Genomic DNA, 20,706 nt, shown 5'->3' with positions numbered 1-20,706 from the left:
TTTTTATAACTACATAACTATAGGGGAGAAGGGGACATAATATGAGAAAGATTCTATTGTCAGTTGTTACAGCGCTGTCTGTATTTACATTAGCTGCTTGCGGAGGGAAAGAAGAGAATAAGCTTGTTGTTGGAGCTTCTAACGTGCCGCACGCTGTTATTTTGGAGAAAGCACAGCCAATCTTAGAGAAAAAAGGCATTAAGTTAGAGATTAAAAAGTTCCAGGATTATGTACTGCCAAATAAAGCGTTAGCGGATAAGGAAATTGATGCGAACTACTTCCAACACATTCCTTACTTAGATAAAGAAATTCAAGAAAAGGGATATAAAATTGTAAACGCAGGAAAAATCCATTTAGAGCCAATGGGGATTTATTCTAAGAAATATAAAAGTTTAAAAGAATTGCCAGATGGCGGAACAGTTATTATGAGTAATAACGTAGCGGAGCGTGGCCGTATGCTCGCATTGTTACAAAAAGGCGGCGTTATTAAATTAAAAGACGGTGTAGATGTTGTTAAAGCGACAGTAAAAGATGTTGTAGAAAATCCGAAAAACTTAAAGTTTAAAACAGATGTAGAGCCTGGATTGTCACCAAAGCTGTATGAAAATAATGAGGGAGATGCTTTATTTATTAATTCGAACTATGCAATTGATGCAAAATTAAATCCAACGAAGGATGCAATTGCGATTGAAGGATCAGACTCTCCGTATGCAAACATCATTGCAGTTCGTAAAGGTGACGAGAAGAAAAAAGAAATTAAAGAATTAGTAGAAGTATTGCATTCAAAAGAAATTCAAGACTTTATTAATAAAGAATATAAAGGTGCTGTACTTCCGATAAGTGAATAATTATAAGGAAAGGACTGGGAATTTACCGGTCCTTTTTTCTTTATATAAATAAGAAGAAAGGTGTATCATATAAAGGTGAAAAGGAAATACTTATATACATTTGTGAAAAAACGGTTACTTTTTTTCGTCGTTTGCGATATCATTTTATTTGATATAAAATTAGAATGAGAATAAAATGAGAATATGAACGTTTTAGGAATTTTTAAAATGTATATATAGGATTAATGGAGGTATTGAGATGGCTGGTTCTACATTAACGGTTAAAGACTTACACGTATCAATTGACGGCAAAGAAATTTTAAAGGGTGTAAACCTTGAAGTAAAAGGTGGAGAAATCCACGCAATTATGGGACCTAACGGAACAGGTAAATCAACTTTATCTTCTGCAATTATGGGTCACCCAAAGTATGAAGTAACAGAAGGTAGCATCATCATCGACGGTGAAGATGTATTAGAAATGGAAGTAGACGAGCGCGCACAAGCGGGTCTATTCCTAGCAATGCAATATCCAAGTGAAATTAGCGGAGTAACAAACGCTGACTTCTTACGTTCTGCAATTAACGCACGTCGTGAAGAAGGCGATGAAATTTCTCTTATGAAATTTATCCGTACATTAGATAAAAACATGGAATTCCTAGAAATGGATCCAGAAATGGCACAACGTTACTTAAACGAAGGTTTCTCTGGTGGAGAGAAAAAACGTAACGAAATTCTTCAATTAATGATGATTGAGCCAAAAATCGCAATCTTAGACGAAATCGACTCAGGTCTTGATATCGATGCATTAAAAGTTGTATCTAAAGGTATTAACCAAATGCGCGGCGAAGAGTTCGGTTGCCTAATGATTACGCATTACCAACGTTTATTAAACTACATCACTCCAGACTTCGTTCACGTTATGATGAACGGTCGTATTGTTAAATCTGGTGGCCCTGAGCTTGCACAACGTCTAGAAGCTGAAGGTTACGACTGGATTAAAAAAGAATTAGGTATTGAAGACGAAACAGCAGAGCAAGAAGCGTAAGAGAGGAGCATAAACATGACAATCGGTACATTACCTTTCGATCAAGAAACAATCCGTCAGCGCGCAAGCGAAGTAAACGAAGCTGCTTGGTTGACTGAGTTCCGCTTACAAGCTCTTGCACAAGCTACAGAACTTCCAATGCCAACGCCTGATAAAACGAAAATTGAAAAATGGGACTTTATCGGAAAAGGCGACGCTGCTAAGCAAGAGCCTGTAAGTTCTTTAACAGAGCTTCCAGAAGCAGTGAAAAACTTAATCGATGAAAATAACAGTGTATTAGTACAACGTACTGGTACAACTGCGTTCGTTTCTTTAGCAGACGAAGCAAAAGAAAAAGGTGTTATTTTTACAGACATCGTAACAGCTGCAACAGAGCATGCTGAACTATTACAAAAGTATTTAATGAAAGACGGCGTGAAGGTAGACGAGCATCGTTTAACTGCACTTCATGCTGCATTAATCAACGGCGGTGCATTCGTATATGTTCCGAAAAACGTTGTTCTTGAAACTCCACTTCAAGCTGTATTCTTAGTAGACGGCGAAGAAGCTAACGTATATAACCATGTATTATTCGTAGCTGATGCGAACAGTACTGCAACTTATGTAGAAAACTATGTTGCAAATGAAAATGCTAAAGGTATTGCAAATATCGTAGCAGAAGTAATCGTGGAACAAGGCGCACAAGTTAAATTTGGTGCGGTTGATCTATTAGCAAAAGACGTAACAACTTACGTTAACCGCCGCGGTGTTGTTGGACGCGACGGCCGCATTGATTGGGCTCTAGGCCTTATGAATGACGGAAATACAATTTCCGAGAACGTTACAAACTTAATGGGCGACGGTTCATATGCTGATACGAAAACAGTAACAATTGGCCGTGGTAACCAAACACAAAACTTTACAACTAAAGTTGTTCACTTCGGTAAACACTCTGAAGGTTGGATTTTAAAACACGGTGTACAAAAAGATAGTGCAACATCTATCTTTAACGGGATTGGTAAGATTGAACACGGTGCATCTAAATCAAACGCACAACAATCTTCTCGCGTTCTTATGTTAGATGAGAAAGCTCGTGGGGATGCAAACCCAATTCTTTTAATCGACGAAGATGATGTAATGGCAGGTCACGCAGCTTCAGTAGGCCGCGTAGATCCGTACCAATTATACTACTTGATGAGCCGTGGTATTCCAAAACGCGAAGCAGAACGTTTAGTCATCCATGGATTCTTAGCACCTGTAGTAAATGAGCTTCCAATTGAAGGAGTAAAAGCACAGCTTGTTGAGGTAATTGAAAGGAAAGTTCGCTAATGAATATTCATGAAATACGCAAACAGTTTCCAATTCTTGATCAAAAAGTGAACGGCAAACAACTTGTATATTTCGATAGTGCAGCAACTTCTCAAAAACCAATTCAAGTCATTGAAACGTTAGAACGTTACTATAAAGAATATAATTCTAACGTGCATCGCGGTGTTCATACGCTCGGTACGAAAGCTACCGACGCGTATGAAGGTGCACGCGAGAAAGTTCGCAAGTTTATTAACGCGAAATCAATGGAAGAGATTATTTTCACGCGCGGAACGACAACTGCATTAAATACAGTAGCGGCTAGCTATGGTCTTGAAAATGTAAAAGAAGGCGATGAAATCGTTATTTCTTACATGGAGCACCATAGTAACATCATTCCGTGGCAACAAGTTGCGAAGAAAACTGGTGCAACTTTAAAATACCTTCCGCTTCAACCAGACGGTACAATTTCTTTAGAAGATGTTCGTCAAACAGTTACACCGAATACAAAAATCGTTTCTATTATGCAAGTTTCAAACGTGCTTGGAACGATTAACCCTGTAAAAGAAATCGGAGCAATCGCACACGAAAATGGCGCAATTATGGTCGTTGACGGTGCACAAAGTACACCTCACATGAAAGTAGATGTACAAGATTTAAACTGTGATTTCTACGCATTATCTGCTCATAAGATGTGCGGACCTACAGGCATCGGTGTATTATATGGTAAAAAAGAATTGCTGAACAATATGGAGCCAATTGAATTTGGCGGTGAAATGATTGATTTCGTAGATTTACAAGAATCTACTTGGAAAGAGCTTCCGTGGAAGTTTGAAGCAGGTACACCGATTATCGGTAATGCAATCGGACTTGGTGCGGCAATTGATTTCCTAGAAGAAATCGGTCTTGATAATATTGAAAAGCATGAACATGAATTAGCGCAATACGCTTTAGAAAGACTATCAGAAGTAGATGGCGTTACAATTTATGGTCCAAAGCATCGCGCTGGTCTTGTTACATTTAATATTGAAGACGTACATCCTCACGATGTAGCGACTGTATTAGATGTAGAAGGCATTGCAGTTCGCGCAGGACATCACTGTGCACAACCGCTTATGAAGTGGCTAAAAGCTTCTTCAACAGCACGTGCGAGCTTCTATTTATATAATACAAAAGAAGAAATTGATACATTTGTTGAATCGCTAATCAAGACAAAGGAGTATTTCACAAATGTCATTTAATAATTTAGATACGTTATATCGTCAAGTTATTATGGATCATTATAAGAATCCTCGTAACAATGGCGTGTTAGAAGATAGTGTTACTGTTAACTTGAACAATCCAACTTGCGGCGATCGTATTCAACTTACGATGAAAGTAGAAGAAGGTATTGTGCAAGAGGCGAAGTTTGAAGGCGAAGGATGTTCAATCTCAATGTCTTCAGCTTCAATGATGACACAAGCAGTAAAAGGTAAGAAAATTGAAGAAGCACTTCAGCTTTCGAAAATTTTCTCTGACATGATGCTAGGAAAAGAGTACGATGACAGCATCGATTTAGGAGATATTGAAGCATTACAAGGCGTATGCAAGTTCCCTGCACGTATTAAATGTGCAACATTAGCGTGGAAAGCGTTAGAAAAGGGCTTAAACGAAGATAAGTAATGTTAAAGGTTCCTAAAAATGAGGTTATCTAAGGAGGGACACACCAACATGGCGAAGCAACTGCCAGATATCGGCGATTACAAATATGGTTTCAAAGACAAAGACGTTTCGATTTTCCGTGCTGGACGCGGTTTAACAAAAGAGATCGTTGAAGAGATTTCACGTATGAAAGAAGAACCACAGTGGATGTTAGACTTCCGTTTAAAATCACTGGATAAGTTCTATGAAATGCCAATGCCACAATGGGGCGGCGACTTAAATGACTTAGATTTCGATGAAATTACGTACTACGTAAAACCATCTGAGAAATCTGAGAAGTCTTGGGATGAAGTACCTGATGAAATTAAAGCAACATTTGATAAATTAGGTATTCCAGAAGCTGAGCAAAAATATTTAGCTGGTGTATCTGCACAGTACGAATCTGAAGTTGTATACCACAACATGAAAGAAGACCTAGAAGCTCTAGGAATCGTCTTCAAAGATACAGATAGCGCATTAAAAGAGAACGAAGATATTTTCCGTGAGCATTTCGGAAAAGTAATCCCACCAACAGACAACAAATTCTCTGCATTAAACTCTGCAGTTTGGTCTGGTGGATCATTCATCTACGTTCCAAAAGGTATTAAAGTTGATACACCACTTCAAGCGTATTTCCGTATTAACTCTGAAAATATGGGACAATTCGAGCGTACGCTTATCATCGTAGACGAAGGTGCACACGTACACTACGTAGAAGGTTGTACAGCACCTGTTTACACTACTAACTCACTTCACAGTGCGGTAGTAGAAATCATCATTAAAAAAGATGCGTATTGCCGTTATACAACAATCCAAAACTGGGCGAACAACGTATACAACCTAGTTACAAAACGTGCGGTTTGTGAAGAAAACGCGACGATGGAATGGATTGATGGTAACATCGGATCTAAATTAACGATGAAATACCCAGCAGTTATCTTAAAAGGCGAAGGCGCTCGTGGTTTAACATTATCAATCGCGATTGCTGGTAAAGGCCAACACCAAGATGCTGGTGCGAAAATGATTCACTTAGCACCAAACACGTCTTCAACAATTGTTTCTAAATCGATTGCGAAGCATGGTGGTAAAGTAACTTACCGTGGTATCGTACACTTCGGACCAAAAGCGAAAAACTCTCGCTCTAACATCGAGTGTGACACGTTAATCATGGATAACCAATCTACATCTGATACAATTCCTTACAACGAAATCAAAAACGATTACGTTTCACTTGAGCACGAAGCGAAAGTATCGAAAGTATCAGAAGAACAATTATTCTACCTAATGAGCCGCGGTATTTCTGAGCAAGAAGCTACAGAAATGATCGTAATGGGCTTCATCGAGCCATTCACTCGCGAACTTCCAATGGAATACGCAGTTGAAATGAACCGCCTAATCAAGTTTGAGATGGAAGGTTCTATTGGTTAAATAGAAATGCGGAGCCGACTGTTCAGACCCGTTGGCTAAGGTTCTTTCGCACAGAAGATGCTTTTTATCTTCTGGTGCGGAAGGTTCTTAGACATGAGGGTTTAGGAGGCAAAGCTGGACAATATTTAAAGTGGAAGCGGCTTGTTCAGAATGTGAGGGGGAAGAAGTGAAGCCACCGAACATTCTAGCCGCTAGAACTGGATAATATATGTATGAAGAAAGCGCCCTGCTGTGCAGGGCGCTTTTTTGTTTTGCGGATTTGTCTTGGCTTGGGAGAGGATACCCGGGTGGGTGTTCAGCTAAATATATCAACGATTTTTCAAATATATCGATCATAAACGGGAATATATCAACGATTATTTCAATATATCAACGTTTCGACAAGGAATATCGATTTGTCGACAAGATAAGACAAAAGAAAATTCTCACATACCCCAAACATTTTATAAGAACAGAGAACGACTAGGTTTAAGACAAAGAGACTGACAAATCCACTTGAACAATCAACCACTGAATTTTATATTAAACTTTTTGACAAATCCACCCCTCCTTCCACTATCTGGAATTCTTTCCTGCATTAGCAAAAGTTTCTCATATAAAAAAGGGCAATCTTTTGCTTTTTCTCACAATGCGAGTACAATGTAAAATAGCAAGAAAAGACGAAAAGTATTTACAGGATTATTGTGTGCGCATAGCGTAAATGGCAGTAAGGAACTGAGAGGAGGTTTTTTCTCTGAATATAAATAAGGAAACAATCATCCACCTTTATCATACAAACGATATACATAGTCATTTTGAAAATTGGCTGCAAATTTCTCGGTTTGTACAGGGAGAGAAAAAGCGAAGACAGGAAGCGGGAGAGACCGTTTTGACGGTTGATATCGGCGATCATGTGGATCGTTTTCATAGTATTTCGGAAGCGACGAATGGACTTGGCAATACGAAGCTTTTAAATGAGGCGTTATATGATTATGTAACGATCGGAAATAATGAAGGAATTACGTTAGCGAAGGAGCATTTGAATCGTCTATATGATGAGGCTGGATTTGAAGTGCTTGTCGCGAATTTATTTGAAAAAGAAGGTGTACGTCCGGAGTGGGCAAAGCCTTATAAATTACATACAACGACAGATGGGATTACGATTGCCTTTATCGGGTTAACGGTAGCTTATCCAGAGTTCTATCATATGCTCGATTGGCATATTGAAGATCCGCTTATCCATTTAGAGTCTATTTTAGAAGAAGTGCGAGATGAGGCTCATATTACAGTTGTCCTTTCTCACCTTGGAAAAAGCATGGATGAGTATATGGCAGAGCATTATGATATAGATGTGATTTTAGGTGCGCATACGCATCATTTATTTGAGTGTGGTGTTCTTATGAATAATACGTTACTTTGTTGTTGTGAAAAGTGGGGGCGTTACGTTGGTCACGTACAGCTTACTGTGGATATAGAGACGAAGAAACTACTGAAAAAAGACGGTAGAGCAATTAAGACGGAACGGTTAGGGGCTTATAGCGAGCCGTTATCCACAATTGAAATACTGCAGGAAGAAAGTAAGCATATAATGGCAGAGCCTGTCGTTCATTTAAAAGAGTCATTACCGGTTGATTGGTTTCATGAGGCGCCGTTTTCTCATATGTTAGCAAGTGCGCTGAAAACATGGTGCAGTGCAGAAATTGGAATGGTGAATGCTGGTGTACTTCTTGAAGGATTAGAAGAGGGTGTTGTAACGCGCGGAGATATTCACAGAATTTGTCCACATCCAATTAATCCGTGTGCTTTGAAAGTTCCAGGAAAGATATTAAGAGAAGTTATTTTGAAAGCACGTAAACCGAATATGGAGAATCTTGAGGTGAAAGGATTCGGATTTCGGGGGAAAGTGATGGGGAAAATGATTTACGCTGGTGTAGAAGTAATTCCAGATACGATTCCTGGGAATAAAATTTTATTAGAAGATGTATTGATTAACGGCGAATCGCTGGAGTTAGACCGTATATATACAGTAGGAACAATTGATATGTTTACGTTTGGATACTTATACCCAGAGCTATCCACACTTTCTAGCAAACAATATTATATGCCAGAACTACTTAGAGATGTGTTAACAGATATGTTAATAACTTATACATCTTCCGTTAAACTATAGGCTAGTTAACTTGTAACACTCATTTTTCTCTTGTCATACAGATAAGAAAGAGAGGAGTGTGAACTATGGTTAATGTGGAGCCAATTATAATTGATAATTATACGTTTATTGCAGTTAGCGTCAAACTTCCAAAGACGAATTTGCTAGCTGTAATGAGCGATAAAGGATATATTATGTGTGGTGCATTAGATGTAGGTCTTTTAAATAAGAAGTTAGGTGATCGAGGAATTATTGCTGGCCGTGCGGTTGGTGTAAGAACGATTGAACAACTTCTTGAAGCGCCACTAGAATCGGTAACGACTGGAGCTGAAGCATTAGGCATTCCAGCAGGAACGATTGGAAAAGAAGCATTATTAAAAATGAGATAAGCATATATCGTCCCTCCTTCTTGCATAGAAATGATATAAGAAGGAGGTTTTTTTATGAGTATATTTCGCTCGAAAAACTCGCGGTTTCGAAAGGGACCTATTGCCTTTCGGTATATACTGCTTATGTCGTTTATTCTTTTTGTTATATTACTTACGCAAGGGCTGTGGATTGTGAATAATAGTATTCAGCCGACCTTAATTAAATATGGAGAAGTAGAGACAAAGAAAATGGCGACGGCAATTATGACGAAGGCGGTAAAGGATCGAATTAATGAAGGATTCGATGTCGATTCGTTAATGAAAGTACAAAATGATAAAAACGGGAAAGTATCCACAATTAATTTAAATACAAAGCAAGTAAATGAAATCGTAACGTCAACGACTACGTACATAGAAAAATATTTGCAGCAAGTAGAACAAGGGAAGTTGAAGGAGCTAGGTATTTCTGAAAAAAACGGGGCGACTATGGCAGTTCCTTTTGGGCGTGTAACTGATAATGCGCTTCTTGGTAATATAGGACCAGATATTCCGATTCATTTCACGCCAATTGGGCATGTGAATACAGATATTAAACAAAAAATTGAGCCGCACGGGATCAACACTACAGCGATTCAAATTGTTATGGAAATGGAAGTAACGTTGCAAGTAATCATTCCATTTCATACAGAAGAGATAACGGTGAAACAAAATGTTCCGATTGCGACGCGTATCGTTCAAGGGGAAGTGCCTACGTATTATGGAAGCGGAAGTGTTGCTGTACCTGATAAAAAGAAAACAGATAGTTAATTGCATATAAAGTGAAACTTGAATCAATCGGGCTTTTACTGGATAAAAAATAACCGTAGCAATGCGCTACGGTTATCGTTTTGTATTTGCTCGTTCTTTGCGTTCCCAAAGGCTTAAATGCATATATGGATCGAAGGCCCATTCTGTATAGCCATTGTCTTTATATATGCCAAAATGTAAGTGGGGTGGGAATTTTCCGGCTGTACCAGGGGGGCCATAGCCAGTGCTACCAACAAACCCGATTACTTTTCCGGGCTCAACAATTTGTCCAAGCTGTATTTCTTTTGAGAACCCGCCTAAATGAGCGTAATAATGGTAATTGTTATGAAGGTCGCGAATACCAATGCGCCATCCACCAAGGCGGTTCCAACCTTTCGTTTCAATAATGCCATAGCAAGTCGATCTTACTGGCACGCCATATCCGGCAAAAATATCGGTTCCTTCATGAACTCGTCTGCCCCCAAAACTTCTTCCAGCACCGAAAGTACTACGGTAGCTATGGTCACTACGAATCGGAAGAGGAAAAGCATTTCCTTCTAAATTAATACGTCCATAATGTTTATAAATTTGGGCGTACTCGCTAATTAAATCAACTGTTTTTGCACGTCTATAATATTCCCAAAGCATAATTTTAATACGGTCTTCTGACGTTCCTTGTTTCCTTAAAATAGTCGCTGCGGTATGCAGAAGATCACGGTCGCTATTTGCATTTGCAAATCCATCTTTGTCACCATCTAAACCTATTCCGCCAAATAGAGAAATTGTATGGGGGAGAGTGTCGTTACTATTAACAGGTCCAGCCCATATTTCTGGTTTGAAATAAAGGGAAATGATGGCATCTGGTTTTTTTGGAATATCTTTTCTTACGCTCCGTATATTTCTTTCATATTGATCCATTGCAGCTAAGTAATACCATGGAATGCCTGAAGACTGCTCGGTTTCTTTATATAGTGCCATGCGCTTTTCGTATATGCTTTGCTGATTATCTTCACCGTAGGCGATGTTTTGGTGGAGAAGAAAACAAATAGAAAGCAAAAGAGAAATTTTTCGAAGCATGAAATAGACTCCTTTCACAACATCACTCTTTTTAGTGTGGGATATACGGAGTATTTCATTATAGGGAACGATTGGAAAAAATCTTAGAATCTTCATTTGAGCAAATCGCTTTCATACGTTAGAATAGATATGTTACATTGAAAGAAGCGAACACGGTAAACTATTTCATATTGTGCGGAGTTGATAACCATGACAAAACAAACAGAATATAAGCGCAAGCCCGAATGGTTGAAAATTAAGTTAAACACGAATGAAAACTATACAGGCTTAAAGAAAATGATGCGTTCTAAGAATCTTCATACCGTTTGTGAAGAGGCAAAATGTCCGAATATTCATGAATGCTGGGCTGTAAGAAAAACAGCAACATTTATGATTTTAGGTGCGGTTTGTACACGCGCTTGTCGTTTTTGTGCGGTTAAAACAGGCTTACCAACTGAGCTTGATTTACAAGAACCAGAACGCGTAGCAGATTCAGTAGTACAAATGGGCTTAAAGCACGTTGTTATAACAGCGGTTGCACGTGATGATTTAAAGGACGGCGGAGCAGCTGTTTTTGCTGAAACAGTACGAGCAGTACGTCGTAAAAACCCATTCACGTCTATCGAAGTATTACCATCTGATATGGCTGGGGTAGAAGAAAACTTAAAAATGTTAATGGATGCAAAACCAGATATTTTAAACCATAACATTGAAACAGTACGTCGATTATCTAACCGAGTTCGCGCTAGAGCAAAATATGACCGTTCATTAGAGTTTTTACGTCGAGCAAAAGAAATGCAGCCTGATATTCCAACTAAATCGAGCATTATGGTCGGCTTAGGTGAAACAAGAGAAGATTTAATTGAAGCAATGGATGACTTACGTGCAAACAATGTGGATATTTTAACTCTTGGACAATATCTACAACCATCTAAGAAGCATTTACCAGTTATTAAATATTATCCACCAGCAGAATTTGCAGAGCTTAAAGAAATTGCACTTAGCAAAGGATTTAGCCACTGTGAAGCTGGCCCACTTGTGCGTTCTTCTTACCATGCGGACGAGCAAGTACGTTCTGCAAAAGAAAAAACAGCAGAAGCTAAATAATGAAAAAAGAGAGCTAACGATTAGCTCTCTTTTTGTTTGTACTCTAAAACGGTATTTGGACATGTTAATAAAATCTTTTTTAATTCTTCTGTGGATAATTCAATTGTAAATTCAGGAACACCAGGTGTAATTAAAATTTTATCGTACGCATAAACGGAACTGTCCACAATAATTGTTACATCTTGTGAATAACCAAAAGGAGCTACACATCCTGGAGTACAGCCAGTTTTCATTCTTAGTTCATCAGGAGAACAGAGCGATAAGCGTTCTCCAGTTATTTCTTTCATCTCTCCTCGGTTAAGCCGAGTTCCTTCTAACGTAAAAAACACGTAAAAATTTCCAGATGTTGATTTTAAAAATAAGCTTTTACTTGGAGTACCTTGTAAGCCAAGTCTTTCACGTACAATCCGATCTGTCTCATAATCGAGTACCGGTTCGTGTTCGAACTTTTCATAAGAAACATTTGTTTTATGTAGTAGAGCAAGTACGTCTTCGTACATATGAAATAATACCCCTTTCTATTGTTAGAACAGTCTCTTCTCGTGGCGTCAACTGAATGTTTTTGAAAGGGATATTACTTGGACGATGCTTTCCATAAGCGTGTTATGATACATTGTTCGTCGATTGTAATTTCGTAAATATCAGGATTCGTTAAAGCTCTCCATTCATTAAAGCCAATCGTATGATCAAAATGCTTTAAAATGAGTGTAAGTAAATTGCCGTGTGTAACAAGTAGTGTTGTCGTATGGTTTAATTGTAAAACGTCTTGAATAAGCGATATGGCACGGTCTGTTGCTTGTTTTGTTGACTCTCCGCCTGAAAAGGCAATATCTATGTTCGTAAAAGTGGATTCTAGTTTTTGCATCCAATCATCCATTGGAAAGTTGCTCAATATGCGTTCAGTTAATCGTTCATCTTCTTGGATAGATAAGCTAGCTTGGAGCGCATAGGGCCGAATGGAATCGATAGCTCGGACAAATGGGCTTGAAATAATATGATCGATTTGTAGATGATTTTCTAAGAGGAATGTAGCAAGGTTATTTGCTTGATCTTTCCCATCGGTCGTTAATTCAGCATCACGTTTTTGCCCAGTTGCTGAACAATGTCGTATTACAATAATTTTCTTCATAATTCATCCCCATCTTTCAAGTTGACGCTATATACTTCGACAAATGTGGAAATAATTCCTTTTTATTGGAAACGGCATATGGATTTAAATATGTGGAAAAGTAATGTGGATAATAAAAAATTGAGGTACAATGATGAAAAAAATGATATGTATCATATTCATTATTTGTTTTCTTACGCAATTGTCCACAACATATGCAGAATCCAACCAAAAACTAAATTATCCAAGCAATCGAAATAAGTCATTTGTGAGTGAGGATGTTTTTTATAAACAGTTAGATAAGAAAATCTATAAAGAATATAAAAATGCAGCATATAGTGTTCGGAAAAAAATCTTATTTAAAGAAGTGCCTGATGAAGAATTTTCTTTCCTAAAAAAAACAGCTGTCGGTTGTCGAAGTAGAGTGGTGCTTCAAGATTTTTTTGTTCACCCTGATCGCCAAGTTTATTTTTTCGCTTCTTTTACTCAAAATGAAGTAGAAGAGTTTCATAAGTACATCGTTATAGATGCAGAAACAAAGAGGGAGCTAAAGGAGGGTAAAAGTTATCATCATTGTGATAGTCCTTATAAAAAAATAACCCACCAACCGGTGGGTTATTTTTTTACTCTGGTACACTCATTAATTTCTCTTTCATTTTGCGAATAAGAACGACAGCACCAATTGTACAGAGAAGTGTAATTCCTTCGGCAACAAAGATATTGATTGTCTTTGTTTGGTAAAGTGCCGCAAAGAAGTCTACAAATGCGTGGAATAGTATAGCGTATACTAGGAAGATATATTTCTTCTGTTTTACTGCGTATAAAACAAGCATTGTAAAGGCGATTTGAAGCACGAGTGCCATAATTCTTTCTACGCTACCAAGGAAGTATAAGTAGGCAGGTTGCTGAATTAACATGTCTTGTAAAATGCTGAGTTCGGGTTTTTGTTCAATCAGTTGAGCGAAGCTACCATCGTTAATAGAATTAGCAAAGATTAATGCTTGTAATGCAGAAAAACCGCCAATTAAAATAGATTCAATTCCGCCGTGACCAATTCCATAAGCGAAGCCATCTTTATATTCTAGATATTTTTTTAGTAAGAAGAAGAAGGCAACGAAGCGTCCTAATTCTTCAAAAATACCAGCAGTCAATCCGCCATAAATTGCGAAGGCAAACGGATTTTCTAAAAATGGAGCGATTGTTGGATTACCGCGCATAAATAGGTGGAATGGTGTTTCAAGAATTTGGGTAAATCCGATAAAGATAAGAACACCAATGCCGACCACTTTCCAATTAATATTATATTTTTTACGGAAATAAACGAGTACGATAATTGGGACCAGAATCGAGACAATGAGTTGAAATATGATGCTGGCAATTACAGTATTTGAAACCATACTTTCACCGCTTTCTAATATATGTACATATCTATTATGCATGAAATACGGGAGAGATGAAACTTTTAGAAAGAAAATGAATTTACTTATTGACTCTAACGTTGCGTCATACTTTATCGTATGTACTAAGGGGGAGATACAAATGACAATGAGAGTAAAAGAAGTAGCTGATTTAGTTGGAATTAGTGTGCGCACACTGCATCATTACGATGAAATTGGGTTGTTAACCCCAGACGAGACGACAGAGTCTGGATATCGTCTGTATTCCAATGAGAATTTAGAGACATTGCAGCAAATTTTGTTTTTTAAAGAACTAGGCTTCCCTTTGAAAAAAATTAAAGAGATTATCATGAGTCCATCATTTGATCGCGAAGAGGCACTACAGCTTCATAAGAAAATGCTTCTTGAAAAGCGTACCAGATTAGATAAGGTGATTGCGACGATTGATAAAACAATTCAGCATACAAAAGGAGAGATTGAAATGACGAACAAAGAGAAGTTTGAAGGATTCGATTTCAGCCATAACCCATATGAAGAAGAAGCACGTGAAAAATGGGGAGACGCAGCTGTAGATAAAGCGAACGAATATGCAAAAGGTATGTCAAAAGAGAACCAAGAAGAGTTTAATACTATTTATAGAAATTTAGCGGTACTGAGACACGGTGCACCAGATTCTAAAGAGGCGCAGGGAGCAATCAAAGTATGGTACGATTACTTGCAAAACTTTAGTCACTATTCATTAGACGCTTTTAAGGGACTCGGTCAAATGTATGTCGCTGATGAGCGCTTCACGAAAAATATCGATAAGTTTGGCGAGGGGTTAGCGCAGTTTATGTGTGATGCGATGGAAGTTTATGCGGATCGTAATAAAAAGTAAAACAGGTGGAGATTTTCTCCACCTGTTTTACTTTTTAATCATATCATTCAAGGCCTGATCTCCCGTATTGTTCAAATGAGGATTTTTACAAAGTACAACAGGTGGAGATTTTCTCCACCTGTTTTACTTTTTAATCATATCATTCAAGGCCTGATCTCCCGTATTGTTCAAATGAGGATTTTTACTCATTTCACGTTTTAGCATATCGAGGCTTTGCGTATATTCTGTATCATTTAATGCGCCAGATTGAAGGCCTTGAATTTGGGAAATCAACTTTTGGTCTGTTGATACATATGCTTTATAATAGCGAGGGACGATGGACAAGGCAGCTCTATATACTTGATCCGCTACAAGTTTTGGATCCGTTGTGTTTGCACGATATACAACAAATACTTCATCATCGGTAACGAGTGTAGCAGCGTTTGTAACGTCAGGAAGTTTGACGGTCATGCTTGTAATCATTTCAGCGACTTTCTCGCGATTAATGGCCCCTACTTGTTTGTTAGATACTTCATGCTTTTGTTTAGAAGAATAACCGACTCTTGTGAGTCTTGTATTTGTATTTTCCGTATGATACATGTCGTTTTTATTGGAAACAAGAACACGGCTTCCTTCTTCACGTTCCATTTCAGCTTTGTTCGCTGATTGGCACCCTGCAAATAAGGAAATAGTGAGAAGGGAAAGTAAAATTTGTTTTTTCACGATGTATCACCTCCTTCTCCATAGCATGCACTAATTTTCAATTTTTTGTATTTGAAATTGTTGGTTGGTATGCTTTGTGATACGATAAAAAGAAGAATGCTTAGAGAGGAAGTTAATGATGGAGCAAAAGCAAGAGCAAGAGATTCATGCTACGGTGAGCATTAATAATGTTCAGTACGAAGTAATTAAAAACTTTCGTGACGGTTTTAGTGAAGAAGCATTTAAAGAGCGCTATGCAGAAATTTTAAATAAATATGATTATATCGTTGGGGACTGGGGATATGAGCAACTTAGATTGCGCGGATTCTTTGATGATAGTAACCAACGTGCGACATATGATACGAAAATTAGTACGTTAACGGAGTATTTATACGAGTACTGTAACTTCGGTTGTGCACACTTCGTATTAAGAAAAGCGAAGAAATAAAAAAATCCTCTTACAATTGTAAGAGGATTTTTTGCATATGCTCGCTTATAAACAAATCGAGATATAATCGCCTTCAGAAAGTATTGTATTTGGCTTCATTTGTTGTCCGTTCAATTGAATATCCCCATTTTTAATTTTATCCACAATGAGTGTACGGCTCCAGTCAGAAATATATGTGGATAAGGCTTTATCGATGCGGTGGGAACCGAAAATGAGGTCTAATACAAGCGTGATTTCGGCTATGCCGTTTTCTTTATGTTGCATAATGGAAATAGTAGTAGTTGTTTCGGCTTGATCTTGCTGGGTCATATCGATCGTTTCAACGTGATCAGTAAATGATTTATAAATACGCAGTTTTTGATTCCACGTATGATCTTTCGGACATTTATAAATAGCAAAGCGGTATATGTTTTTTCCATTGGCGTTATGCCTACGAATATTCGTATCAGTAAATAGGGTAGTACGTCCGCAATTTTTACAATATTTTTCGATTGTGTGTTGCTGATTTTCATATAAACTCCAAGAAAGTTGTACTTTCTGCATTTTCCTTCACCTCTTATAGTAGTGGCAAAGAAACGTAATACAGCTATTTGGATGTCTTGTAGTATGAAGACATGAGAAAAAGACAAAAATAAAAGGAGGTTCCCCAAAGAGGAACCTCCGTAAACATCATACTACAGATGCAATACGTTCCTTTGTAATGGGAATGGGCAGACTACTCCCTTGAAAAAGCGTGGTGCTTTTTTGAGAGTAATGCTATCCAATTGCTGGTCCATTACAAAGTAAATGTTGGCATACGTAGATAACGTCCTTTCTATCCAAATAGATTTATTCTTAATTATAACATAAAAGATTGAAAATTCGAAACTCTTATAACGGAAAAACACCAGCTAAAATAGCTGGTGCATACGATAAATTATATAAGTTCAAATAAAAATGAGCGTAACTCTTCTGCAATTTCTTCAGTCATAGAAAATGCGTGCTCTAAGTAGCCTGGTTCGTTTAAATCGTCAGCACCGATAATTGCAAATTTATTACTTTGCATATCAAGTACAATTGTTTTACCGTAATGACGATCGGAATATAAAAGCGCTAAATCATGACGCTCATTTTCTCCCATAAAGCTAACGAAACGAGTTTTTGTAGCGACAGTGTCGTCGTACAGAAAGAAACGTTCTTCCATACACATGGCTCCTTTTATTAAATATCTAAGTTTAAGTGTGGCTTATGATCTAAATGGTGATGCGTTTTAATGAATCGTACTGTTCTTGTTTTGTAACGCATTACGATAGAGTATGTTTCAGCTAAATCTCCGCCTAGGAATTTCACGCCGTCTAATAACTCACCAGCAGATACACCTGTTGCTGAGAAGATTGCATCATCACCAGATACTAAATCGTCTAACATAAGAAGTTGACGAGGATCTTCTAATCCCATTTCACGACAACGAGCTTCTTCTTCTTCGTTCATTGGAACTAAGCGAGCTTGCATTTCACCTTCAAGGCACTTTAATGCTGCTGCAGAAATAACACCTTCTGGAGCTCCGCCAATACCTACGAATAAGTCGATACCCGTTCCAGGTAGTGCTGTTGCGATTGACGCACCAACATCACCGTCACCAAATAATTTTACGCGTGCACCTTTTGCACGAACACGGTCAATAATATCTTGATGACGCTCACGTTCTTGAACGATAACTGTTAGATCACGAATCTTTTTATTGTTAGCTTCTGCTACAATTTCAATTGTTTTTTCAATTGGATCATCTAAGCTAATTTTACCAGCTGCTTTTGGACCAACCGCGATTTTTTCCATGTACATATCAGGAGCATGAAGAAGGTTCCCTTTGTCTGCGATTGCAATAACTGCCATTGCATTTGCAAGACCTTTTGCAACGATGTTTGTACCTTCTAATGGGTCAACGGCGATGTCTACTTCTGGACCGTTACCTGTTCCTAGTTCTTCACCAATATACAACATCGGTGCTTCATCAAGTTCTCCTTCACCGATTACAACTGTACCTGCCATGTTTACTGAATCAAACATATCACGCATTGCTGTAGTTGCTGCATCATCTGCTTCGTTCTTCTTTCCGCGGCCCATCCACTGTGCGGATGCTAATGCTGCTGCTTCTGTTACACGGACAATTTCTAGTGCGAGTTCACGTTCCAAGATTTCATTCCTCCAATTTCAAAAATCATACAAATATAACTATAACAAATAACGGAGAAAAGGTGAATTCGAAAAATTGTCGATTTTTTCAGAAGAAAGCGTTACAATTAAAATGTAAATGCTTTAATTTCCAGGTAGGTGACATTCATGTATTTTGTAGACAGAAAGAAAATAGAACAAATGCTAGTATGTTTAGAACGAGCAACAAGTACATTTCAAGAGAAAAAGATATATGAAACCGAGTTTGAATTTTACGCATTAGAGCGCATAGCCCATCTTATTATTGATACTGTATTAGATGTAGGAAATGCGATGATTGATGGATTTATTATGCGCGATCCAGGAAGCTATGAAGATATTATTGATATTTTAATGGATGAGCGAGTGATAAGTGAAGAAGATGGACAAGGGATGAAAGAAATTATCCTTCTTCGAAAAATGCTTACGCAAGATTATATTCAAATGAATCATGATGAATTATATAAGACGATTCAAAAACATATTGCAGTGGTAGAAAAATACCCAGCAAATATTCGCAGTTATTTAGAAAAGGAATTAGGACCTGTATCTGCATTTGTACCAGAATAATTATGCTTATAAGATCCCCAGAGAATGCCTTTTGGGGATCTTATATTGTATGTGAGAAAGAAAAGGGAGAAGGGTGAAGTATGGGGGAAGCACGTACTACGAAAGACGAGATTGTACAATTGTTGAAAGTAAAGGGAGAGCACACAGTAGCGGAACTAGCTGACGTTTTAGAGATTACAGAAATGGCAATCAGAAGACATTTAAGTAATCTTGAGAAAGATGGACTCATTTATTCTAAGATGGTAAGGCAACATGTCGGAAGACCAACTTATTTGTATGGATTAAGTGAAAAGGGAGAAGATACATTCCCGAAAGAGTATAAGCAATTTGCGATTGATATGCTAGAAGATTTAGCTCGGATGGGCGATGAAAAAATACTTCAATATGTTTTAAAAGAAAGAACGAAGCGTATGGAAGAACAGTTGCAAAAGCGAGTGAGTAATCAAAAGAATTTAGCATATAAAGTGCAAGAGATAGCAGCTATGCAAGAGAAAAATGGTTATATGGTTCAAATAAAGAGAGATGGAGAGAAATCTTTCGTAATTGAAAAACAAAACTGTCCGTTAAAAGAAATTGCAGAGAGATTTCCGCAAGTATGTAAAGATGAAAAAGAGATGTATAAGCGTTTATTTACGAACGCAGATGTGAAAACGCTAGCAAACATGTGCGAGGGCGATTGTAGTTGTTCTTACCAAATAAAAGAGAAAAAATGAACGTTATGGGGCGCTTTAAGGTAAAGCGTTTTTTTCTTTTGGAAAAGCGGGTAATATAAGAGTGGTATGATAAGGTGAGAACGTTAGCATAAAAGGAGAGACATAATCGATGTATAAAGGTTACTTAATTGACTTAGACGGTACGATGTATCGCGGGGAAGAACAAATTGAAGAAGCAAGCGACTTCGTCAAAGCATTAGGAGAGCGCGGCATTCCATATTTATTCGTTACGAATAACTCAACTCGCAAACCAGAACAAGTGGCAGAAAAGCTTGTTCGTTTCGATATTCCAGCGAAAGCGGAGCAAGTATTCACAACGAGTATGGCGACTGCGAACTTCATTTATGAACGTAAACAAGATGCAACTGTATATATGATTGGTGAAGAAGGCTTACACGATGCACTTGTGGAAAAAGGATTTGAACTTGTGGATGAAAATCCTGATTTCGTTGTTGTTGGTTTAGATCGTGACATCACATATGAAAAATTAGCAAAAGCGTGTCTTGCTGTGCGTAACGGCGCGACGTTTATTTCTACAAATGGAGACATTGCCATTCCGACTGAGCGCGGATTGTTACCAGGTAACGGCTCATTAACATCAGTTGTAGCAGTATCAACAGGTGTGGATCCAATCTTTATCGGAAAACCAGAATCAATCATCATGGAACAAGCGTTAAAAGTTCTTGGTATAGGAAAAGATGAAGCATTAATGGTTGGGGATAACTATGATACAGACATTTTAGCGGGAGTAAATGCTGGCATGCATACGCTTCTTGTCCACACTGGAGTCACAACTGTGGAGAAGTTAACAGAATATGAAGTACAACCAACGCAAGTTGTGCATAACTTGACGGAGTGGATTGAGAAGATGTAATGAAGAAAACTGTTCCAAACTTTGGAACAGTTTTTTTATCCCTGCTATTTACAGGCAGCCGGAAGAGGTTGCCTGTTTTTTTATGCATAATTGCATATTTGCTGTTGTTATATAAAATGTAAAATTTATATGTAAT

23 protein-coding genes and 1 pseudogene are annotated in these 20,706 nt (G+C 37.9%); 16 read left to right on the top strand and 8 right to left on the bottom strand.

Annotated features, from left to right (window positions below):
* Window positions 1–41: 41 nt before the first annotated feature.
* From metQ to yunB, 9 genes are all read left to right on the top strand, one after another.
* The gene (metQ, locus tag DN403_RS07815; protein WP_001226751.1) at window positions 42–848 is read left to right on the top strand and encodes a methionine ABC transporter substrate-binding lipoprotein MetQ; all 807 of its coding nucleotides are present in this window, start codon (window positions 42–44) and stop codon (window positions 846–848) included.
* Window positions 849–1,086: 238 nt separating this feature from the next.
* Window positions 1,087–1,872 (top strand): Fe-S cluster assembly ATPase SufC, encoded by a 786-nt coding sequence (gene sufC, locus DN403_RS07810; RefSeq protein ID WP_000929162.1) that lies wholly within the window; start codon window positions 1,087–1,089, stop codon window positions 1,870–1,872.
* 15 nt (window positions 1,873–1,887) lie between these two features.
* Complete coding sequence (gene sufD / locus DN403_RS07805; RefSeq protein WP_000152177.1) at window positions 1,888–3,180, top strand: Fe-S cluster assembly protein SufD; 1,293 nt, start codon at window positions 1,888–1,890, stop codon at window positions 3,178–3,180.
* Entirely contained in the window at window positions 3,180–4,400 is a 1,221-nt protein-coding gene (gene sufS, locus DN403_RS07800) for a cysteine desulfurase SufS (protein ID WP_001020767.1), read from the top strand. Before sufD ends, sufS begins: the two co-directional genes overlap by 1 nt.
* Entirely contained in the window at window positions 4,390–4,821 is a 432-nt protein-coding gene (sufU, locus tag DN403_RS07795; protein WP_000009525.1) for a Fe-S cluster assembly sulfur transfer protein SufU, read from the top strand. Before sufS ends, sufU begins: the two co-directional genes overlap by 11 nt.
* A gap of 48 nt (window positions 4,822–4,869) precedes the next feature.
* Window positions 4,870–6,267, top strand: a complete 1,398-nt coding sequence (gene sufB / locus DN403_RS07790) for a Fe-S cluster assembly protein SufB (protein WP_001118824.1) — start codon at window positions 4,870–4,872, stop codon at window positions 6,265–6,267.
* Between the two features lie 733 nt (window positions 6,268–7,000).
* Window positions 7,001–8,416, top strand: coding sequence for a bifunctional metallophosphatase/5'-nucleotidase (locus DN403_RS07775; RefSeq protein WP_346655088.1), 1,416 nt, complete (start codon window positions 7,001–7,003; stop codon window positions 8,414–8,416).
* Window positions 8,417–8,481: 65 nt separating this feature from the next.
* Window positions 8,482–8,784, top strand: a complete 303-nt coding sequence (locus DN403_RS07770; protein WP_016099108.1) for a YunC family protein — start codon at window positions 8,482–8,484, stop codon at window positions 8,782–8,784.
* 54 nt (window positions 8,785–8,838) lie between these two features.
* Complete coding sequence (gene yunB, locus DN403_RS07765) at window positions 8,839–9,570, top strand: sporulation protein YunB (RefSeq protein ID WP_000021794.1); 732 nt, start codon at window positions 8,839–8,841, stop codon at window positions 9,568–9,570.
* A 72-nt stretch (window positions 9,571–9,642) separates the two neighbouring features.
* On the opposite strand, the gene DN403_RS07760 is transcribed toward yunB, so the two are convergent.
* Complete coding sequence (locus DN403_RS07760; RefSeq protein ID WP_000944682.1) at window positions 9,643–10,626, bottom strand: M23 family metallopeptidase; 984 nt, start codon at window positions 10,624–10,626, stop codon at window positions 9,643–9,645.
* A 189-nt stretch (window positions 10,627–10,815) separates the two neighbouring features.
* Between DN403_RS07760 and lipA the strand changes: the two genes are divergently transcribed.
* A complete protein-coding gene (gene lipA, locus DN403_RS07755; protein ID WP_000166367.1) occupies window positions 10,816–11,712 on the top strand; it encodes a lipoyl synthase in 897 nt (298 codons plus the stop codon).
* Between the two features lie 20 nt (window positions 11,713–11,732).
* Here lipA and DN403_RS07750 read toward each other — a convergent pair whose 3' ends face one another.
* Both DN403_RS07750 and DN403_RS07745 read right to left on the bottom strand, forming a co-directional pair.
* The gene (locus DN403_RS07750; RefSeq protein ID WP_000272755.1) at window positions 11,733–12,212 is read right to left on the bottom strand and encodes a YbaK/EbsC family protein; all 480 of its coding nucleotides are present in this window, start codon (window positions 12,210–12,212) and stop codon (window positions 11,733–11,735) included.
* A gap of 74 nt (window positions 12,213–12,286) precedes the next feature.
* Entirely contained in the window at window positions 12,287–12,841 is a 555-nt protein-coding gene (locus DN403_RS07745) for a histidine phosphatase family protein (protein WP_016078135.1), read from the bottom strand.
* Window positions 12,842–12,983: 142 nt separating this feature from the next.
* Here DN403_RS07745 and DN403_RS07740 point away from each other — a divergent pair.
* A pseudogene (locus DN403_RS07740) lies at window positions 12,984–13,412 on the top strand (hypothetical protein); the annotation flags it as partial.
* 31 nt (window positions 13,413–13,443) lie between these two features.
* Here the strand turns inward: DN403_RS07740 and DN403_RS07735 are convergent.
* Window positions 13,444–14,259: a YhfC family intramembrane metalloprotease gene (locus DN403_RS07735; protein WP_002083707.1), complete on the bottom strand. Its 816-nt coding sequence runs from the start codon at window positions 14,257–14,259 to the stop codon at window positions 13,444–13,446.
* Window positions 14,260–14,359: 100 nt separating this feature from the next.
* Between DN403_RS07735 and DN403_RS07730 the strand changes: the two genes are divergently transcribed.
* Window positions 14,360–15,094, top strand: coding sequence for a MerR family transcriptional regulator (locus DN403_RS07730; RefSeq protein WP_000178782.1), 735 nt, complete (start codon window positions 14,360–14,362; stop codon window positions 15,092–15,094).
* 123 nt (window positions 15,095–15,217) lie between these two features.
* Here DN403_RS07730 and DN403_RS07725 read toward each other — a convergent pair whose 3' ends face one another.
* Window positions 15,218–15,796, bottom strand: a complete 579-nt coding sequence (locus DN403_RS07725) for a YhcN/YlaJ family sporulation lipoprotein (RefSeq protein WP_000744127.1) — start codon at window positions 15,794–15,796, stop codon at window positions 15,218–15,220.
* 115 nt (window positions 15,797–15,911) lie between these two features.
* On the opposite strand from DN403_RS07725, the gene DN403_RS07720 reads away from it, so the two are divergent.
* Entirely contained in the window at window positions 15,912–16,223 is a 312-nt protein-coding gene (locus tag DN403_RS07720; RefSeq protein WP_000970507.1) for a YutD family protein, read from the top strand.
* Window positions 16,224–16,268: 45 nt separating this feature from the next.
* On the opposite strand, the gene DN403_RS07715 is transcribed toward DN403_RS07720, so the two are convergent.
* The 3 genes from DN403_RS07715 to glpX all read right to left on the bottom strand — a co-directional run bounded on the left by DN403_RS07715 (window position 16,269) and on the right by glpX (window position 18,395).
* Window positions 16,269–16,766: a hypothetical protein gene (locus DN403_RS07715; RefSeq protein WP_001174583.1), complete on the bottom strand. Its 498-nt coding sequence runs from the start codon at window positions 16,764–16,766 to the stop codon at window positions 16,269–16,271.
* Between the two features lie 373 nt (window positions 16,767–17,139).
* Window positions 17,140–17,406: a DUF3055 domain-containing protein gene (locus DN403_RS07705; protein ID WP_000392611.1), complete on the bottom strand. Its 267-nt coding sequence runs from the start codon at window positions 17,404–17,406 to the stop codon at window positions 17,140–17,142.
* A 17-nt stretch (window positions 17,407–17,423) separates the two neighbouring features.
* A complete protein-coding gene (gene glpX, locus DN403_RS07700; protein WP_000439090.1) occupies window positions 17,424–18,395 on the bottom strand; it encodes a class II fructose-bisphosphatase in 972 nt (323 codons plus the stop codon).
* 147 nt (window positions 18,396–18,542) lie between these two features.
* Between glpX and DN403_RS07695 the strand changes: the two genes are divergently transcribed.
* From DN403_RS07695 to DN403_RS07685, 3 genes are all read left to right on the top strand, one after another.
* On the top strand, window positions 18,543–18,983 hold the full coding sequence (locus tag DN403_RS07695; protein ID WP_000274010.1) for a DUF86 domain-containing protein: 441 nt from the start codon (window positions 18,543–18,545) through the stop codon (window positions 18,981–18,983).
* Window positions 18,984–19,063: 80 nt separating this feature from the next.
* Complete coding sequence (locus DN403_RS07690; RefSeq protein WP_000503340.1) at window positions 19,064–19,696, top strand: helix-turn-helix transcriptional regulator; 633 nt, start codon at window positions 19,064–19,066, stop codon at window positions 19,694–19,696.
* Between the two features lie 109 nt (window positions 19,697–19,805).
* On the top strand, window positions 19,806–20,570 hold the full coding sequence (locus DN403_RS07685; RefSeq protein ID WP_000276470.1) for a TIGR01457 family HAD-type hydrolase: 765 nt from the start codon (window positions 19,806–19,808) through the stop codon (window positions 20,568–20,570).
* Window positions 20,571–20,706 lie beyond the last annotated feature (136 nt).

It is taken from the genome of Bacillus sp. AY2-1 (assembly GCF_008368965.1).
In the GTDB taxonomy this organism is placed as follows: domain Bacteria; phylum Bacillota; class Bacilli; order Bacillales; family Bacillaceae_G; genus Bacillus_A; species Bacillus_A thuringiensis_S.
Note: the sequence above shows the minus strand (reverse complement) of the source record. Positions and strands in the feature narration are given on the sequence as shown.

Coding starts and splice junctions, on each gene's coding strand:
- DN403_RS07760 (WP_000944682.1), bottom strand. CDS start 10,626: ATGCTTCGAAAAATTTCTCTTTTGCTTTCTATTTGTTTTCTTCTCCAC.
- DN403_RS07735 (WP_002083707.1), bottom strand. CDS start 14,259: ATGCATAATAGATATGTACATATATTAGAAAGCGGTGAAAGTATGGTT.
- DN403_RS07750 (WP_000272755.1), bottom strand. CDS start 12,212: ATGTACGAAGACGTACTTGCTCTACTACATAAAACAAATGTTTCTTAT.
- DN403_RS07745 (WP_016078135.1), bottom strand. CDS start 12,841: ATGAAGAAAATTATTGTAATACGACATTGTTCAGCAACTGGGCAAAAA.
- DN403_RS07685 (WP_000276470.1), top strand. CDS start 19,806: ATGTATAAAGGTTACTTAATTGACTTAGACGGTACGATGTATCGCGGG.
- DN403_RS07690 (WP_000503340.1), top strand. CDS start 19,064: ATGGGGGAAGCACGTACTACGAAAGACGAGATTGTACAATTGTTGAAA.
- DN403_RS07705 (WP_000392611.1), bottom strand. CDS start 17,406: ATGGAAGAACGTTTCTTTCTGTACGACGACACTGTCGCTACAAAAACT.
- DN403_RS07695 (WP_000274010.1), top strand. CDS start 18,543: ATGTATTTTGTAGACAGAAAGAAAATAGAACAAATGCTAGTATGTTTA.
- DN403_RS07715 (WP_001174583.1), bottom strand. CDS start 16,766: ATGCAGAAAGTACAACTTTCTTGGAGTTTATATGAAAATCAGCAACAC.
- metQ (WP_001226751.1), top strand. CDS start 42: ATGAGAAAGATTCTATTGTCAGTTGTTACAGCGCTGTCTGTATTTACA.
- DN403_RS07770 (WP_016099108.1), top strand. CDS start 8,482: ATGGTTAATGTGGAGCCAATTATAATTGATAATTATACGTTTATTGCA.
- sufC (WP_000929162.1), top strand. CDS start 1,087: ATGGCTGGTTCTACATTAACGGTTAAAGACTTACACGTATCAATTGAC.
- sufB (WP_001118824.1), top strand. CDS start 4,870: ATGGCGAAGCAACTGCCAGATATCGGCGATTACAAATATGGTTTCAAA.
- sufU (WP_000009525.1), top strand. CDS start 4,390: ATGTCATTTAATAATTTAGATACGTTATATCGTCAAGTTATTATGGAT.
- yunB (WP_000021794.1), top strand. CDS start 8,839: ATGAGTATATTTCGCTCGAAAAACTCGCGGTTTCGAAAGGGACCTATT.
- DN403_RS07720 (WP_000970507.1), top strand. CDS start 15,912: ATGATGGAGCAAAAGCAAGAGCAAGAGATTCATGCTACGGTGAGCATT.
- lipA (WP_000166367.1), top strand. CDS start 10,816: ATGACAAAACAAACAGAATATAAGCGCAAGCCCGAATGGTTGAAAATT.
- sufD (WP_000152177.1), top strand. CDS start 1,888: ATGACAATCGGTACATTACCTTTCGATCAAGAAACAATCCGTCAGCGC.
- sufS (WP_001020767.1), top strand. CDS start 3,180: ATGAATATTCATGAAATACGCAAACAGTTTCCAATTCTTGATCAAAAA.
- DN403_RS07730 (WP_000178782.1), top strand. CDS start 14,360: ATGACAATGAGAGTAAAAGAAGTAGCTGATTTAGTTGGAATTAGTGTG.